The following is a 17,241-nucleotide window of genomic DNA, read 5'->3' on the forward strand; positions in this document are numbered from 1 at the left end:
TTTATGATGTAGAAAGATTTTGTGGTAATAACCACGATGGTAACTGAAAGTTCTATGTATATTAATGATAATGTAACGGATGGTGATATGTTAAATGCAAAATAAAATACCAAAAATAATTCATTATTGCTGGTTTGGAAAGAATAAAATGCCAAAATTAAATCAAAGGTGTATAGAAAGCTGGAAAAAAGTATTACCAGATTATGAATTAAAATTATGGAATGAAGATAATTTTGACATTAATATAAATCAATTTGTTAAAGAAGCATATGAAATGAAAAAATGGGCTTTTGTTACTGATTATGTTCGATTATATGTACTTTATAATTACGGTGGTATATATATGGATACAGATGTTGAAGTTTTAAAAAGATTAGATCCATTTTTAACGCATTCGGCTTTTTCTGGTTTTGAAAACCAATATTATATTTCCACAGGAATAATGGGTTCAGAAAAAGGAAATAAATGGATCAGTTATTTGCTTGATTATTATAATGATAAAAGATTTATTTTAGAAAATGGTTTAAATACTATTCCAAATACAAAAATCATAACAGAACTATCGAAAAAATATGGTTTAAAAACAAATAACAAATATCAAGTATTAAAAGGGGATGTCCATATATATCCAAGTGAATATTTCTGTCCTGTAATGTTCAATAGCTTTAAGAAGAATATTACCAGAAATACCTATACGTTACATCACTTTTCAGGGTCATGGTTGGATAGTAGATCTAAAATGAAGGTAATGATTAAAAGATTATTATCTTTATTGGAATTTTAAAGAGAAAGGATTTTTAGGTATGGAGATTGTTTTCATATATTTATCGATAGGAATGATATTCTTCTTTTCGTTGTTGTATATTATTAAAAATGTTTTTAGTATAAAACGGCTGAATTTTTTTAGCTGGTATCTTTTGGGTATTATTATTTCGTTTGTTTTTCCGTATTTTTATCTTTCAATAAAGAACGAGGATTTTAGTTATTTTCCAAAAGATTGGAGTACAATCGTTTTTGGCTTTTTAATATTGCTAGGCTCAATAATTTTAACATATATAGGCTATGTAAGCGGTCGTTCAATAAAAAAGATAAAAAATAATTACACTAATAATAAACATCATTTATTTTTATATTTTATTTCTAAATTGTTTCAATGCTATGCAATATTTATCTTTGTATATTCATTTGAATTGTTAATTCAAAATAGAAGTTTAATTAAAAATAACATGCTTTTAAGGGAGATCATTTTTTCTAAAATTGATGTTATTACTTTACATGGTGTATTGGTGCTTTTGCCAATGGCTGTTTCTATTTATTATCTATATATCTATATCCATGAAAAAAATAAATCTGCCCTTTATTATTTTATTTTTTATTTTATTTTGTCTCTGAACCCAGCATTTATCACAGGAGAAAGAACAGCTTTAATAAAAGTGTTATTACTATCTTTACTGGTGATATATGAGAGATATCCGAGGAGTAAGTATTTGATTTATTCATTTTCTTTTATAGTTCTTATTTTATATCTTTATTCTAGCTTTAAAGTAACTTTATTAAATTCAAAAAACCTTTTTTTGGATATAATAAAAAAAGATTTCGACATGAATTGGAGTCTATGGTATATTATAGAAAATACTAATTTATTTTATTCAAAAATAATTTCATTCCCTGGTTCTGGTTATTTATATACTTTTCTGGTATTTTTACCACGAAATATTGCGCCATTTAAAGGATATAGTTCTACCATGCAATTTACTTACTATTATGGAATTCAAAACAATATACCACTAGGGGCAAGCACTATTGGTCAATTAAATTGGCAATATAAATTTGGAGTGATGCCAGAGGCACTGATTAATTTTGGATATTTGGGAGTAATAACCATTTCTATTTTACTAGGCATAATTTTATGGTATATGGAAGTTGTATACAACAAATATAAGATAACGTATGGCATTTTTGCCTATATATCTTTAGCCTTTACTTTTCTGCCTTTTTTTACAATAATTACGCTTTCTCTTCCAATAGCAATAGAAGAAATAATAATGATTAAAGGGCTGAAATATAAAAAAAATGCTGGCCTTTTAGAAAAGGTTAGGAAAACGAAGATTCGCACAGAGGGTACCTAAATTATTATAATATATTATTTGCTTTACAAACTTATTAAAAATGTTTTTAAAGTATTTTGGTAATATATTAGAGATGATTGAGTAGTTGCATAATTAAACTTTAACTTTTTAAACTAAAAAAACAATAGTAAAGCTAAGCATATCAATACCTATAGATAACTTGTGAATTTTGAAAATTTAATTATATCGTTTATATTAAAATAAAAAGAAGGTGTAAGGAAAACATGAGTAAACTAGTGACAATTGCTATTCCTTTCCACAATCCAGGTCATATATTTGAAGATGCTGTTAAATCAGTATTTGCTCAAACGTATCCTAATTGGGAACTTCTTTTGGTAAATGATGGCTCTACAGACGGTTCACTAGAACGAGCAATGGCTATTAATGATACACGTGTACGAATAATTAACGATGGGAAAAATCTTGGTTTGGTGGCACGATTAAATCAAATTGCTCATTTAGCTTCTGGTGCATACCTAGCAAGAATGGATGCAGACGACATTATGCATCCAGAACGTATTGAGCGACAAATTGCATTTCTGGAAGACAATCCAGATGTAGATGTGGTTGATACAGGTACCATAATATTGGATCGTGATGGACAGCCTGTAGGGATGCGAGGACTCGAACCGAAACTACCAACAGCCTTTGAGATACTAAAAAGTGGAGGCTTTTTACATGCATCCATCATGGCTAGAAAGTCTTGGTTTCTGAGCCATCTTTATGACTCTGAGTATCCCCGGGCAGAAGATCGTGAATTATGGGCCCGCACTTTTTTTGAAACCACATTTGCTCACTTACCAGAACCTCTTTTTTTCTACCGTTTTGCAGGCAATGTAAGGCTAAGAGCTTATTTAACCAGTTATTCTTCTGAAAGAAAAGTAATAAAGCGGTATGGTCCCAAAATGATTGGAATAGGTCCTTCTATTTATCTTTATTTACGGTCACTATCAAAAAGTATTGTTTTAACAGGTTTAGCACTGTTTAGAATGGAGCAATTGGCAACACGACATACTTATCTTCCTATATCAAAGACATTCTGTGAAGAGGCTAGTGGATTGTTGGCTCAGATTAGAGCGCAGAAAGTTCCTGGGTGGTAAATAAACCTGGGTTTAAGAAATGAAATTTGAGATTTAAGTTGGTGATATTTTATGAAAAAAGTTCTTTTTATAGCAACTGTTGAATGTCACATATTAAATTTTCACATTCCTTTTATACAGTATTTTCAAAACAAAGGATATGAAGTTCATGTAGCGACAAAGTTGGGAAATAGACAGGACGAACTAAAAAAATTAGGAGTTGGATGTCATAACGTTGATTTTGTAAGATCGCCGTATTCATTTTCTAATGTAAAGGCATTAAAACAGTTGATAAGTATCATGAAAAAAAATAAATATTCGCTAGTTCATGTTCATACTCCTGTTGGAGCTTTTTTAGGACGATTGGCTGCAAAAATCACTGGCACAAAGCCAGTACTTTATACAGCTCATGGTTTTCATTTTTATAAAGGAGCTCCGATTAAAAACTGGCTTGTGTATTATACTATAGAGCGATTAGCCGCTCGTTGGACAGACGGACTGATTACGATGAATAGTGAAGACTATAATGCCGCTAGGAAGTTAAGGCTGAGGGTAAAAGACGCTGTTTTTTATGTTCATGGGGTGGGGCTTGATATCGATAAATATTTCATAAATGATGAAAATAGAAGAAAAGAGCTAAAGGAAGAATTTGGTTTTGGTGACAGGGATATAGTAATATTAACTGTTGCAGAGTTAAATGCGAATAAGAATCATAAACAGATTATAGATTCATTGGGAATTTTGAAGAGTTATGATAATATATATTATTTAGTTGTGGGTTTAGGAGAATATGAAAGTTATTTAAAAGAATATATACATGATAAAGGATTAGACAATAAAGTTAAATTATTAGGTTTTAGACGTGATATACCTGAGTTATTATGTATTTCAGATGTATTTGCTTTGACATCAATGAGGGAGGGCTTACCTCGATGTATTATGGAGGCAATGGCGGCAGGGAAACCAGTTATAGCCACAGATGTACGAGGCAATAGAGATCTGGTCAAAGATGGTATTAACGGATATTTAGTACCTATTAATGATGTGAATACCACCGTTGAAGCTATTAAAAAATTAGTTCAAGATAAAGATTTGAGAATAAAAATGGGAGATGAAGGGAGAAAAATCATAAAGGATTATTCCATTGACAAGGTGTTAAAGGAAATGGATGAGATTTATAGGATATATTTATCTGAAGGTGGTATTATTGGTTGAAGAAAACAATAAATTAGACTCGATTGATTTTGATTATTACGCACGTTATTCATATGAGCGACTTTTATTAAGTCAACCACATACCTAAGGATTTCCCTTTTATTTACCTTCGATATAATAAAGATCAAGCAATAGAAATAGTAGTAAATGAGCCGTTAACAAAGAAAGAAAATTTGTTATTAAAAGATATTATTAAAAAGCTTGGAATACCATTAAATTATAAATTGGTTGTGGATAGCAAAGTAAAGGAAAAAGCAAAATTTCGTATATTCAGTCAAGGTGATATTGAAATCATACCAAGTAAATTTGTGTCAGATAAATATTCTAAGAGTTTGAGAACTTTACTTGAGGATGATGAATATTTTTGGGTGGAGAATCGTGAATCTATATTAAAAGGAGAAATAAAAAATTCAACAGGTATATTGCCAAATTCATGGGATAAATTGCAATCCCGCTGTTTTTTAGATGCTACTGTTTTTCCGCAAGAAAATATAAGAAATTTTATACCGATTTATGAGAATATAATCATTGCATTACCGATAAGGGGTTATGAAGATAATTTTTTATCTTCATTAAGAATTGATTTAAATGATCTTATTGATCTGGCAAATATGGGAAAAGTAAGTTTTGTTTTACCACAATCAATTGATAGATATTCTTTAAATATGATTGAACCTTTAGTTGAGGCTGCGCCAAATAGCTTTATATTAACCAGAAAGTTAGCAGCTTTATCTATTATAGATAGTAGAATAAGATTTCCTTTTTTATATCTTCCTTTTGGAGTTAAAGAAAGAGCTTGTTTATTAAGAATTTTGTATTCTTCGGTAAATTATATCAAAAATGATAATATTAGAAAAGCCCTAGAAGATTTTATATGTGAATTAGGCCGTATTTGGTCTATAGAAGAAGATATGGTTAATTTAAGAGGCTCAATGGCAATAGGTTCTATTGGTATGGGTTCAATTGCATCATCAATATTGAGGTCTATGCATGGAATTGATAGAGCTATAGAATTCTATTCAGCAGCAAGATTGGTAGGATTAGCAGCTCCTTTTTCAGCAAATGTGGTTCCACAACAATTTGAAGAAAATTATGTACAGATATTAGCAAATATATACTCGGGATTAAGAACCGAAGAATATCCCCAGTTTATTAAAAATTCATCAGTTATACTAAATGGATTGTTAACAATAAATTCAGATGCGCCCGTTATAGATCTCGCTAAATCATTTAAAGGTAAAGACATTGAGAGGTTAAGAAAAATTATAAGTGAAATCGCAGATAATACAATAAGTGCAGACGAGATAAATGAAGCTGTATGTAAGTTTAATAAAGAAGTAATTAACTACGAAAACCGCAAATCACGACTTTCAAAAATGAATATTATAGGACTAATTTGCATTATATTGGAATTATCCGGTAAAGCCCGAGGTATTTCATTAGTTAAATGGCTATTAGAATTTTTATATAATCATAGAAACGACAATGACATAATAGGTGTAGTATGTGACTATATAGAATCAATAATAACTGGTACTAAACCAAAAATTGTGTTTGTCTCTAGGCTTAGAAATAAATTATCTTAAATGCGATGTTATTATCATTTAAAGTATTTGTTAAGGCGATATATAGTAATAGTATAAAAATAGGGAAGGAAAAAAGTTGATTAAAAATGGGGGGATTAAATGAATTCAAGCATTATTAAAAGGATTTTAGATATAATCATATCATCACTTCTTTTAATTGTATTATCTCCATTATTATTAATAATTGCAGTTATTGTTTATATAACAATGGGTTCCCCAATCTTATATCGTCAGACTCGGCCCGGATTAAAAGGCAAGCCATTTAAGATTTATAAGTTCAGAACTATGAACAATAAAAGAGATAAAGATGGTAACCTGTTACCCGATGAAGAGAGATTGACAAAGATAGGTAGATTGCTTAGGAGTACAAGCCTTGATGAATTACCAGAACTATTTAATGTGTTAAAAGGAGATATGAGTCTTGTTGGTCCAAGGCCATTGCTTATGGAGTACTTAAATTATTATACAGAAGAGCAGATGAGGCGCCATGATGTTAGACCGGGTATAACTGGCTGGGCACAGATTAATGGACGAAATAATTTATCATGGGAAGAGAAATTTAAATTGGATGTATGGTATGTTGATCACTGGAACTTGTTACTCGATTTTAAGATTTTGTTTATTACGATAAAAAAAGTTATAACAAGAGAAGGCATATCAGCGGAAGGATATGCCACGATGCCTAAGTTTACTGGAAGTATTAACAATAACTGTGGGGGATGATTGAGATATTAAAGCAAATAGCTATTATAGGTGCAGGTGGAGTAGGTAAAGAAGTCGCGTTGCTTATTGAGGAAATAAATAATATTAAACCAACATGGGATTTAATTGGATTTATAGACGATAATGAAGAGTTACATGGTAAATACATTAATGGAATAAAAATATTGGGTGGGATTGACTATTTAAGTAATAATGTCGACAAGATATTTGTTGTATGTGCTATTGCTGATTATAAAATTAAAAAAAGTATTATATCTAAATTAGAAAATTATAATGTGGAATATGCAAATATAATACATCCATCGGTTTATATATCAAAAACTAATCTAATTGGAAAAGATGTTATAATATATCCCGGATGTATATTAACAACCAATATCAAAATAGGTAATCATGTGATTATAAGTCCAAAGTGTGGAATTGGACATGAAGCTTATATTGATGATTATGTATCATTATTGTGGGATGTAAATGTGGCAGGAAATGTTAAGATAAATGAAGGTTGTTTAATAGGTTCAAATGCCACGATAATACAAAATAAAGAAATTGGTAAAGGTACGATTATTGGAGCAGGTGCAGTGGTGGTCGATAATATACCATCTTATTGTACTGCCGTAGGAGTACCGGCTAAGCCAATTAAATTTCACGAGGGGGCTAAATAAATGAATGTACCTTTAGCGAGGCCAGATATCACGCAGAGGGAGATAGATGCAGTAGTTGAGGTTTTGAAATCTGATATACTAAGCATAGGACCTAAAATTGTAGAATTCGAGGAGAAAGTAGCCAAGTATGTAGGTAAAAAGTATGCAATTGCAGTTAATAGTGGCACAAGCGCATTGCACTTGATAGTGAGGTCGTTAGGTATTAAAGATGGGGATGAAGTTATAACAACGCCATTTACTTTTGTGGCTACAGTAAACTGCTTTTTGTATGAAAGGGCAAAGCCTGTATTTGTTGATATAGATCCTGATACGCTTAATATGGATATTGATAAAATCGAAGAAAAAATTACAGAAAGAACAAAGGCGATAATGGCTGTTGATGTTTTTGGCCAACCGATGGATATGGTGAAGATAAATGAGATAGCAAAAAAATACAATTTAAAGGTTATCGAAGATTCGTGTGAAGCACTGGGATCGGAGTACAATGGGATTAAGGCTGGGACATTATGTGATGCAGGTGCTTTTGCTTTTTATCCTAATAAACAAATAACAACAGCCGAAGGCGGTGTGATTGTTACTGATGATGAAGATATTGCACAATTAAGCAGAAGTATGAGGAGTCAAGGTAGACCGATTACAGGTTTATGGCTTGAACATGAAAGGCTTGGATTTAATTACCGTTTTAGTGAATTAAATGCTGCGCTGGGTATTGTTCAAATGGATAGGATAGAGGAAATAATTGAAAAAAGAGCCAGAGTGGCCGAAAAATATAACGAAAGGTTAAAAAATCTAGATGGAGTTAAAATCCCTTACATAGCTCCACAAGTTAATAAAATGAGCTGGTTTATTTATGTTATAAGATTAGACAAAAATATAGATAGAAATAAGGTGATGCAACATTTGATAAATAATGGAATAGGTTGTAGACCTTATTTTACTCCTGTTCACTTGCAGCCGTATATAAAAGAAATGACGGGCTATAAAGAAGGAGATTTCCCAGTAACGGAATCAGTGGCAAACTCAACAATTGCACTTCCGTTTTTTAATAAAATAACAGATGAGCAGATAGATTATGTGGTGGAGAAGTTAAGAGAGGCTATAAATCTCTTTGGTAGATAATAGGGAGATGTTTATATGTGGAAAAATAAGAGAAAAGTTTCACTGTTAATAATAGATACGTTATTATTGAATATAGCGTACTTTTTCTCTTTTTATTTACGATTTGATTACAATATTCCATACCAATATTTCATCCTATATAAAAAGTCCTTTTATTTGGTTACTCTCATTAGTATTATTACATTTATATTTTTTAAGCAATATAATAAGATATGGAGATATGCAAATTTAAGGGATATCATGGATTTGATGGTAGTTACGACTATAAGCAGCGGCATGTCATCATTGGCATTATTTTTGCTGGAGATACATTTGCCTCGCTCTATTTATCCGTTATATTGGTTTTTAAGTATTATATTGATAACTAGTAGTCGTATTTTATATGGAAATTACATGAATTATAACAATAATGCGCTAAAAAATGTTGCACACAAGAAAGTCTTGATTATTGGTGCTGGAAGTGCAGGTCGAATGCTCATAAGGGAGTTAAAAAACCACCCTGAAATCGGTTTGAAACCGATAGCAATACTTGATGACGATAAATCTAAATTGTATAGAAGCATTGATGGGGTACCCGTTATGGGCAAAATTGATGACATACAGGATATTGTTAATGAAAAGGAAATTAGCGAGGTTATATTTGCTATTCCTTCTGCTCCGAAATCTTTATTAAAAAAAGTTATTGAAAAGTGTAGCGAAATACATATAAAAGTTAAAACATTACCTGGGATATATGAACTGGTAGACGGAACTGTATCGGTGAATAATATAAGGGATGTGGACATAAACGATTTATTGAGGCGAGAACCAGTTAAGGTAAATTTAGATGAGATGAGTAGTTACATCAAAGGTAAAAAAGTAATGATTACAGGTGGGGGAGGCTCTATTGGATCCGAACTTTGCAGACAGGTAGCGAGGTTTTCACCATCACATTTGATTATTTTAGATATATATGAAAATAATATGTACGACGTACAACAGGAATTAAAAAGAAAATATCCAGACCTTAATATGAGCTGTATTATAGCGAGCATCAGAGATGAAAGAAGGATTAGCAATATCTTTAAAAAGTACAGACCTGATATAGTTTTTCATGCTGCTGCTCATAAACACGTCCCTCTTATGGAAGATAACCCTCAAGAAGCGATAAAAAACAATGTCTACGGTACGCTTAATCTTGTAAAATACGCTGATTTACATAATGTGAAGAAGTTTGTGATGATATCCACAGACAAGGCTGTAAATCCTACGAGCATCATGGGAGCGACAAAGAGAATATGTGAAATGATAATTCAGTCCTTTGACAAGAAAAGCAATACAGAATTTGTGGCGGTGAGATTTGGCAACGTATTGGGCAGTAATGGCAGTGTAATACCCTTGTTTAAAAAGCAGATAGCCGAAGGTGGGCCGGTGACTGTAACTCATGAAGAAGTTAAAAGGTACTTTATGACAATACCCGAGGCTGTACAACTGGTAATCCAGGCGGGTGCTCTTGCCAAAGGTGGAGAGATATTTGTGCTGGATATGGGTGAACCGGTCAAAATAATAGATCTAGCCAGGGATTTAATACGCTTGTCAGGTTTTGAACCCGATGTGGATATTCCCATAGTAATAACAGGCTTAAGGCCGGGAGAAAAGTTATTTGAAGAACTGCTTTTATCGGAAGATAAGTATGCTTCCACAAAGCACGATAAAATTTTTATTGAAAAACCAATTTTTGATGATTACGATGGGTTGATGCTTTTATTAGAGAAATATAGGGCTACGATAGATGATATGAGTATAGATGAGGTTAAAGCTTTTATAAAAAAACTTGTACCTGAATATAACCCGTTGCATGTTGAAGTTAGGGAAGAGATCGCAGCAACGGAAGATATAGTTGACAATTTAACAAATAATGTATGAAAATTATGGAAAGATTTAGTTTGTATAAACTTAATGTATTAAAGCAAGTATTACAAGCCAAAGCAAACCACTTAATAATAGGCCGTTGATCAAACCAACAAAAAATTTATTGTCCTGCATGTTATCGCTCCTAATTCTGTAAAATTAATATATATTATAACCATTTTAAATATAGATATACACGGAAGACAAAAAAGGTTATATTCCAGAGACGAGATTAAGAATATAAAGAATATGAATAATATTAATCTGGTTGTGAGGAATGTTTATTATGAAAAAATATTTTAGAGATCCAATCTATAATTTCATAATAATAGATGATAAGTGGATTTTAGATTTGATAAACAGTAAAGAATTTCAGAGATTACGACAAATTAGGCAACTTGGTACATCGGAAGTTACATATTATGGCGCAAACCATACCAGATTTTCACATTCTATAGGTACTATGTATTTAATGGACAGAGCACTATCTCAATTAAAAAATGTAATTAATATAGATGACGAAATGAGGAAGATAGGATTAGCTGCAGCCTTATTACATGATATCGGACATGGACCATTTTCCCATGTATTTGAAAAAATAATAGGCACAAAACATGAACAATGGACAATTAACATTATTCTTGGCGATACTGAGGTAAATAGGATTTTAAGAGGTATTGATGAAACCTTTCCCCAAAAAGTTGCTAACGTGATTAAGAAAGAGTATGAACATAAGTATCTGAGTTATTTGTTATCAAGTCAACTCGATGTAGATAGAATGGATTATTTACTAAGAGATAGCTATTATGTAGGTGTAAAATATGGGCTATTTGATGTAGATATGCTTATAAAGTCTTTGTTGGTAAACAATGATAATATAGTTGTGGATTATAAAGGATTATATGCTGTGGAGCAATATGTATATGCCAGGCATTATATGTATTGGCAAGTATACTATCACAAAACTACTAGAGGATATGAATTGTTGCTTCAAAATATTTTGAAGAGAGCGAAATACTTATATGAACAGAATTCCTTGGATATAAAAATAGATGTATTGACTCCTATATTTAAGAATGAGAATATAGACGTAAAAGACTATATACGTTTAAATGACAGTGTAATTTTATATGCGGTTCTACTGTGGAAGGATTCAACTGATAAGATATTAAGTGATTTATGCTGCAAATATTTGTATAGGGATTTATATAAAGCCTATGAATTAAAACAAAGTGTACCTATAAGCTTAGATGAAATAAAGGAAAAACTGAATAGTCAAGGAATGGATGATGAATATTATCTCGTTCTTGATAGACCTAGTAATGTGACATATGATTATTATGTCGAAGGTGAAGAAGGGGAAAAACCACCGATTTTAATTAACAACAAAGGTAAAATCAAATCTATTACTAGATTTTCTGACTCGATAAGAGCTATATCTGGGAACCAGGGAATTAAGTACTATTTATATTTTCCAAGAAATAATTATGAAGGTATCAATATATGTGATGATATAATAAAGTATCTAGATAAATATTTGGAGGGATTGGAGTGAACGGTATATTAAATGATTATTCCAATATTATTGAACTATTGCGTATTGCCGGAGAGATAGATGGACGTAAAAAATTGCAAAAAATAGTATACATATTAAAAAGTTTAGGAGCAAATTTTATGGAGGACTTTTATTTTCATTATTATGGTCCGTATTCAGATACTTTAACAGTTGAACTTGAAGAGCTCAAACTAATGAATATAATTGAAGAAAAAAAAGATGATAGTGGGCTATTTCCTAAGTATACTTATAGATTAAAAATTAAAAATGATGTTATAAGGGATAACCTAAAAGATTATAGTAATTTAATTAATATTCTTAATGGCCAAAATGCTAGGTTTTTAGAACTAGTGGCCACAGTTATATACTTCAAACAAGAGGGGTATTCTCGGAAGGAAATTAATAACAAGGTAAAAATAGTAAAGTCAGAGAGAAAATATACTGATGAGGAAATAGATTCTGCATTTGACTTTTTAGAAAAAATACGTGAGGATTATGGGTTTGATATTATATAATACAAGCCGGTTATCTATCACAGTACTTATTTTTTTGACGAAATATGTCGAAATATTTAAAAATCTGGAGTCATCTCTTCCGCGCGAAGAACAATTAGGCAATTAGTTCTATCTTAATTTATAACTGATTACCATGCTAGAGAAAATTAAAATAACAAAGAGATATATCAGTTATAGCCATCATAGATATAAGATTCAATAGGAGATCTTATTAAGGATGCCGTTAAAAGTGAAAAGGATTATGTTTTGGATATTAAGGGAATAGATAAGATATATAGTAGGTATTTGAAATAGATTTTGGGGGATTATAAAAATTATGAATTATGATCTATTAAAAGAAATTAATGGATATGTGGGTGAGAATTTACCGTCACTAAAAGGAAAGAAGCTAGCAATTTATAATGGCGATTTAGAGATAAAAGACAAGGATAAAACTACATTATATACATTAAATAATGGAAGTGTTTATTTATCATTATTACCTAAGCCTAAAATGCATTTTAAAGGAAATGTCGTGAAAGGTGAATTAGATCTAGGTTTGGATTCACAAGAGTTATACTTGTATTTACCAGATTTCAATCCTGCTAAAATTTTAATAACAAACTTCAAATTTTCATCCGATAGTGGTTTATCGCTAAGTGGTATAATTACAAATACCATTGAAAAGCCTGAACGAGAAATTGATAGATTATATTTTTATATATTGAATTTTGATGATACATTGGGCAGAATAGTCTTAAATTATGATATGTGGAAAATAACTATTGATAAAAAAACAGATTATAAATCCATATTTGATTGGCTAAAAAATACAGGTTTGTATGAGGTAACCCATGTAGGGGTGATTGAACGTACTGATAAACAGCTATTCAAGCCACAGGATGTTGATTTTTTGTTTTATGCGTTGTTCTGGTTACTTTCATTTGCTAGGGGCAGATATGTAGGTTTGGATGTTATGTTGGGTTTCAGAGATGGATCATGTGTATGGAAAAAAATCCAGGATTGTAGGGTTTCAAATTGGAAAAGAGGAAAAATTACTTGGTTTTCAAGACAACATCCAGAGATGCTGGAAAAAATATTTCCATTATTTATGGATAAACTAAAAAATCCTCTATGGGAAGAATCTTTAATAATGGCATTAGAATGGTATATAGAAAGCTTAGAAGCTGATTTAATGGAAGAAACGTTTATATGGGTTAGCACTGCTCTGGAATTAATATCATGGGTAAGATTTACTCAAGAAGAACTTATAATATCAAAGGATAAATATGATAAGTTATATGAATCGGATAAAATTCGCTTATTATTGCATGATTTTGAAATACCATTTAAGATCCCCTTTAGTATTAGTCCCGGATATGAAGATGGGCCGCATTTGTTTACGGAGATCAGAAATAGTATTGTTCATCCGGTAAAAAAAGAAAAAGTCAAAGCTTTATCTTTTGAAGATAGGTGGAAAGCCCATGAATTAGGGTTATGGTATTTAGAATTAACAATATTACGTTTATTAGGGTACGATGGTGATTATGTAAACAGACTCAAGTCAATTGATCATGGTTTATGGGAAGGAAGCGTTGAAAAAGTGCCGTGGAGCAGGGAAGAGGGTGCAATGCATGTACATCGGTAAATATGAAAGCTAAGCAATTTGTGATTTTTATAGGACCTGTTTTTGGTTCATATAGGCTATATAGCTGCATTTTTGCCTAAGTTTAGTTATCATTCGCCCTGTAGAAAAATTTCTAAGGTAGATGAAAATTTGAAGCTAAATTTTAATATATACAAATTCAGGACCATGTATAAAGATGCGGAAAAAATGACGGGCCCGGTACTGGCTACAGATGACGATCCTCGCATAACAAAGGTTGGTAAAATCTTGAGAGCAGCGCGGTTGGATGAACTGCCCCAGCTTTTTAATGTTTTAAAGGGCGAGATGAGTTTTGTGGGTCCCCGACCGGAAAGACCATTTTTTGTTGCCCAATTTGAGAAGCAATATCCGACTTATACTTACAGGCATAACGTTAAAGCGGGCATAACAGGACTGGCCCAGGTACTGGGTAAATATACCACAGACTTTGATGATAAGTTGAGATTTGACCTTATGTACATAACCAATTACTCTATATGGTTGGATATAAAGATAATACTGCTGACGATAAAAACAGCTTTGATGAAGGAGGCTTCATCAGGCGTAAAGGATGATATGACATTAAATCAGCTTTTGGAATCGTTGAATTATAACGTCTATCGAGAAGTAGGGGTTACTAAACTGGATAAATGATAATGGCAAAATATCTGGAAGTTTACATTGCGGTGACTAGGTTTTAAGAGTTGGATAATTGAACAATACATATGCGAAAGGTGATGAAATGAAGGTATTAGTGACAGGTGGAGCGGGTTTTATAGGTAGCAACTTTATTAAATACATGTTAAAAAAACATAGCGATTATTAATGCACTGCACGATAGGGAATTGCCGGTATACGGAGACGGGTTAAATATAAGGGATTGGCTGTACGTAGAATATCATTGCAGGGCCATAGATATGGTGCTGCATGATGGAAAAATAGGTGAGGTTTACAATATAGGCGGCAACAATGAGAAAAGGAATATCGAAATAGTAAAGCTTATATTAAAAGAACTAGGCAAACCTGAATCATTGATAAGGTACGTAAAAGACAGGCCTGGACACGACAGGAGGTATGCTATAGATTCCTCGAAGATTCAGAAAGAGCTGGGCTGGAAGCCTATTTACAGTTTTGAAGATGGCATGAGAAAGACTATACAATGGTATTTAAAGAATAAAGAATGGTGGGAAAAGTTGATATAGTAAATACATCGTCATTATTATGACACTTAAGTGAATTTTATGCTATAATTGTAATAGAAGAAAAATTTGTAAAGTTGGCAATTGATATTACAAACTTTACAATAATCAATTCAAAAGAGGGTGATGCGTATGATAACAGGTGTTATCATGGCAGGGGGCAAAGGCGAGAGGTTTTGGCCCAAAAGCAGGATAAAGATGCCCAAGCAGTTTTTAAAGCTGTACGGCGACAGGACGATGATACAGCAGACGGTGGACAGGCTTAAAAAGGTTATGCCCATCAAGAATATATTTGTGGTGACAAACATTGACTACGCCGAGATCATAAGCGATCAGATACCGGATTTGCCCACGGGCAACATACTTATAGAACCTATGGGTAAAAACACAGCCGCGTGTATAGGCCTTGCAGCCCTTCACACCCAAAGACTTGGTGAAGATTCTATCATGGTGGTTGTTCCTTCTGATCACGTGATAAAAGACGAAGAAACGTACATAAGTGTGCTAAAATCGGCTATAGAGAAGGCGAAAGCAGGGGACAACCTGGTTACGATAGGCATAAAGCCATCACATCCTGAAACGGGTTACGGATATATAAAGTTTAGAAAGCTGACCAAAGAGATAATAAATAAAAATCCGGTTCATAAGGTAGAGCAATTTGTAGAAAAGCCTGATTACGACACAGCGGTAAGATACGTGGAAAGCGGAAATTACCTCTGGAATAGCGGTATGTTCATATGGAAAACATCGGCTATATTGAATGCCATATACAGATACATGCCGGAATTAAATAAGGCACTGAACACCATAAGGGAATATTTTGATACGGATAAAATAGAACAGGTATTATACGAAGAGTATTCAAAGCTTGAGAGCATATCCATAGATTATGGCGTGATGGAGAAGGCTCAAAATGTCTATGTGGTGCCTGGCGATTTTGGCTGGGACGATGTCGGAAGCTGGACATCTATAGAGAGGCTTTACGAAAAAGACGAAAACGGCAACGTCATAAGAGGCAATGTGGTGAGCGTAGATACAAAGAAGTGTATCATAACAGGCAGTGAGAAGCTCATTGCTACATTGGGTATAGAAGATGTCATAATCGTTGATACGGAAGATGCTTTGTTGATATGTTCAAAGGATAAAGCCCAGGATGTAAAGGAGGTATTGAAGGAGCTTAAAAAGAGAAAAGCTGAGTATTTATGAAATATTTTTTTGACGAAATATGTCGGAATATTTTGTAAACGACAGATGAATAATATGTGAGTTTTAATTTAGGGATGAGGTAGATGAACAACTTTGCCGAAGAATTGACATACTGGTATCTTCGATTTAATGGATTTTTCTTATTGCAAAACTTTGTTTTACATAATTTAGAAGAAGAGGAGCAAAGAGGTACTGCAGATTCTGACTTGTTGGCAATTAGATTTTCTGGTGTTTATGAAAAAATTGGTGGACAAAACCAAGATTGGGATAAAGAGAAATTTTTTGATTGGGGTATAGATATTGATAAATGGAACTTAGCTTTTATCATTGAGGTGAAGTCAGGGAGGACACGTAAAAGCGAATTAGAAAAAGCTTTTTCTTCTAAAAGGCTTGAAAGTGCACTTTATCGTTTTGGGATCTTCCCTAAAAGAAAAGTTTGTTGTATGATTAAAAAACTTGAAAGTGAAAAATATGCAGAGTTTCATCCGTGGATTGTAGCTAAGTTAGCGGTGACAGAGAAATTGGTTGATGGTCTTTGGTTAAATTTAACTCTTAGCGAAATAGATGAATTTATACAGAAACGAATCCAATCTTATTCTGATGATAAGTACCCAGATCGAATATATTTTACAAGTGTTCTTATGCAATATTTAATTTGGAAATATACTAGAAATTAAATGTTGTTTAGTAAAGTTTCTTTGTATGTAACTTTTCCATTAGAGAATTTTAAAAAGGGAGA

General features: G+C 32.2%; 17 protein-coding genes. All 17 read left to right on the forward strand.

Annotated elements, in window-relative coordinates; all coding sequences use genetic code 11:
- Positions 1-94 precede the first annotated feature (94 nt).
- The 17 genes from CALPO_RS0100770 to CALPO_RS0100845 all read left to right on the forward strand — a co-directional run bounded on the left by CALPO_RS0100770 (position 95) and on the right by CALPO_RS0100845 (position 17,179).
- Positions 95-784 carry a glycosyltransferase family 32 protein gene (locus CALPO_RS0100770; RefSeq protein WP_026485635.1) on the forward strand — a complete coding sequence of 230 codons (690 nt, stop codon included), beginning with the start codon at positions 95-97 and terminating at the stop codon, positions 782-784.
- Between the two features lie 19 nt (positions 785-803).
- Complete coding sequence (locus CALPO_RS0100775) at positions 804-2,129, forward strand: O-antigen polymerase (RefSeq protein ID WP_026485636.1); 1,326 nt, start codon at positions 804-806, stop codon at positions 2,127-2,129.
- A gap of 224 nt (positions 2,130-2,353) precedes the next feature.
- Positions 2,354-3,229 (forward strand): glycosyltransferase family 2 protein, encoded by an 876-nt coding sequence (locus CALPO_RS0100780; RefSeq protein ID WP_035171823.1) that lies wholly within the window; start codon positions 2,354-2,356, stop codon positions 3,227-3,229.
- Between the two features lie 51 nt (positions 3,230-3,280).
- Positions 3,281-4,423, forward strand: coding sequence for a glycosyltransferase family 4 protein (locus tag CALPO_RS0100785; RefSeq protein ID WP_026485638.1), 1,143 nt, complete (start codon positions 3,281-3,283; stop codon positions 4,421-4,423).
- A 173-nt stretch (positions 4,424-4,596) separates the two neighbouring features.
- Positions 4,597-6,009 (forward strand): hypothetical protein, encoded by a 1,413-nt coding sequence (locus tag CALPO_RS0100790; protein WP_026485639.1) that lies wholly within the window; start codon positions 4,597-4,599, stop codon positions 6,007-6,009.
- Between the two features lie 99 nt (positions 6,010-6,108).
- Positions 6,109-6,732, forward strand: coding sequence for a sugar transferase (locus CALPO_RS0100795; protein WP_035171826.1), 624 nt, complete (start codon positions 6,109-6,111; stop codon positions 6,730-6,732).
- The gene (locus CALPO_RS0100800; protein ID WP_035171829.1) at positions 6,729-7,394 is read left to right on the forward strand and encodes an acetyltransferase; all 666 of its coding nucleotides are present in this window, start codon (positions 6,729-6,731) and stop codon (positions 7,392-7,394) included. The genes CALPO_RS0100795 and CALPO_RS0100800 overlap by 4 nt, the downstream gene beginning before the upstream one ends.
- Positions 7,395-8,513 (forward strand): DegT/DnrJ/EryC1/StrS family aminotransferase, encoded by a 1,119-nt coding sequence (locus CALPO_RS0100805; RefSeq protein ID WP_026485642.1) that lies wholly within the window; start codon positions 7,395-7,397, stop codon positions 8,511-8,513.
- A 15-nt stretch (positions 8,514-8,528) separates the two neighbouring features.
- Complete coding sequence (locus CALPO_RS12840) at positions 8,529-10,418, forward strand: polysaccharide biosynthesis protein (RefSeq protein WP_035171831.1); 1,890 nt, start codon at positions 8,529-8,531, stop codon at positions 10,416-10,418.
- Between the two features lie 271 nt (positions 10,419-10,689).
- Positions 10,690-11,958: an HD domain-containing protein gene (locus CALPO_RS12845; protein WP_051585748.1), complete on the forward strand. Its 1,269-nt coding sequence runs from the start codon at positions 10,690-10,692 to the stop codon at positions 11,956-11,958.
- Entirely contained in the window at positions 11,955-12,473 is a 519-nt protein-coding gene (locus CALPO_RS0100820) for a YwgA family protein (RefSeq protein ID WP_051585749.1), read from the forward strand. Before CALPO_RS12845 ends, CALPO_RS0100820 begins: the two co-directional genes overlap by 4 nt.
- Positions 12,474-12,789: 316 nt before the next feature.
- Positions 12,790-14,100, forward strand: a complete 1,311-nt coding sequence (locus CALPO_RS12850) for a hypothetical protein (protein WP_035171837.1) — start codon at positions 12,790-12,792, stop codon at positions 14,098-14,100.
- Between the two features lie 129 nt (positions 14,101-14,229).
- Positions 14,230-14,751, forward strand: a complete 522-nt coding sequence (locus tag CALPO_RS12855; RefSeq protein WP_322786084.1) for a sugar transferase — start codon at positions 14,230-14,232, stop codon at positions 14,749-14,751.
- A gap of 88 nt (positions 14,752-14,839) precedes the next feature.
- Positions 14,840-14,923, forward strand: coding sequence for an NAD-dependent epimerase/dehydratase family protein (locus CALPO_RS15185; RefSeq protein ID WP_407638199.1), 84 nt, complete (start codon positions 14,840-14,842; stop codon positions 14,921-14,923).
- Positions 14,924-14,927: 4 nt separating this feature from the next.
- Positions 14,928-15,299 (forward strand): GDP-mannose 4,6-dehydratase, encoded by a 372-nt coding sequence (locus CALPO_RS0100835; protein WP_281172706.1) that lies wholly within the window; start codon positions 14,928-14,930, stop codon positions 15,297-15,299.
- Between the two features lie 129 nt (positions 15,300-15,428).
- Positions 15,429-16,502 carry a mannose-1-phosphate guanylyltransferase gene (locus CALPO_RS0100840; protein ID WP_026485645.1) on the forward strand — a complete coding sequence of 358 codons (1,074 nt, stop codon included), beginning with the start codon at positions 15,429-15,431 and terminating at the stop codon, positions 16,500-16,502.
- Between the two features lie 83 nt (positions 16,503-16,585).
- Positions 16,586-17,179 (forward strand): hypothetical protein, encoded by a 594-nt coding sequence (locus CALPO_RS0100845; RefSeq protein ID WP_026485646.1) that lies wholly within the window; start codon positions 16,586-16,588, stop codon positions 17,177-17,179.
- Positions 17,180-17,241 lie beyond the last annotated feature (62 nt).

Source organism: Caldanaerobius polysaccharolyticus DSM 13641, from assembly GCF_000427425.1.
Classification (GTDB): domain Bacteria; phylum Bacillota; class Thermoanaerobacteria; order Thermoanaerobacterales; family Caldanaerobiaceae; genus Caldanaerobius; species Caldanaerobius polysaccharolyticus.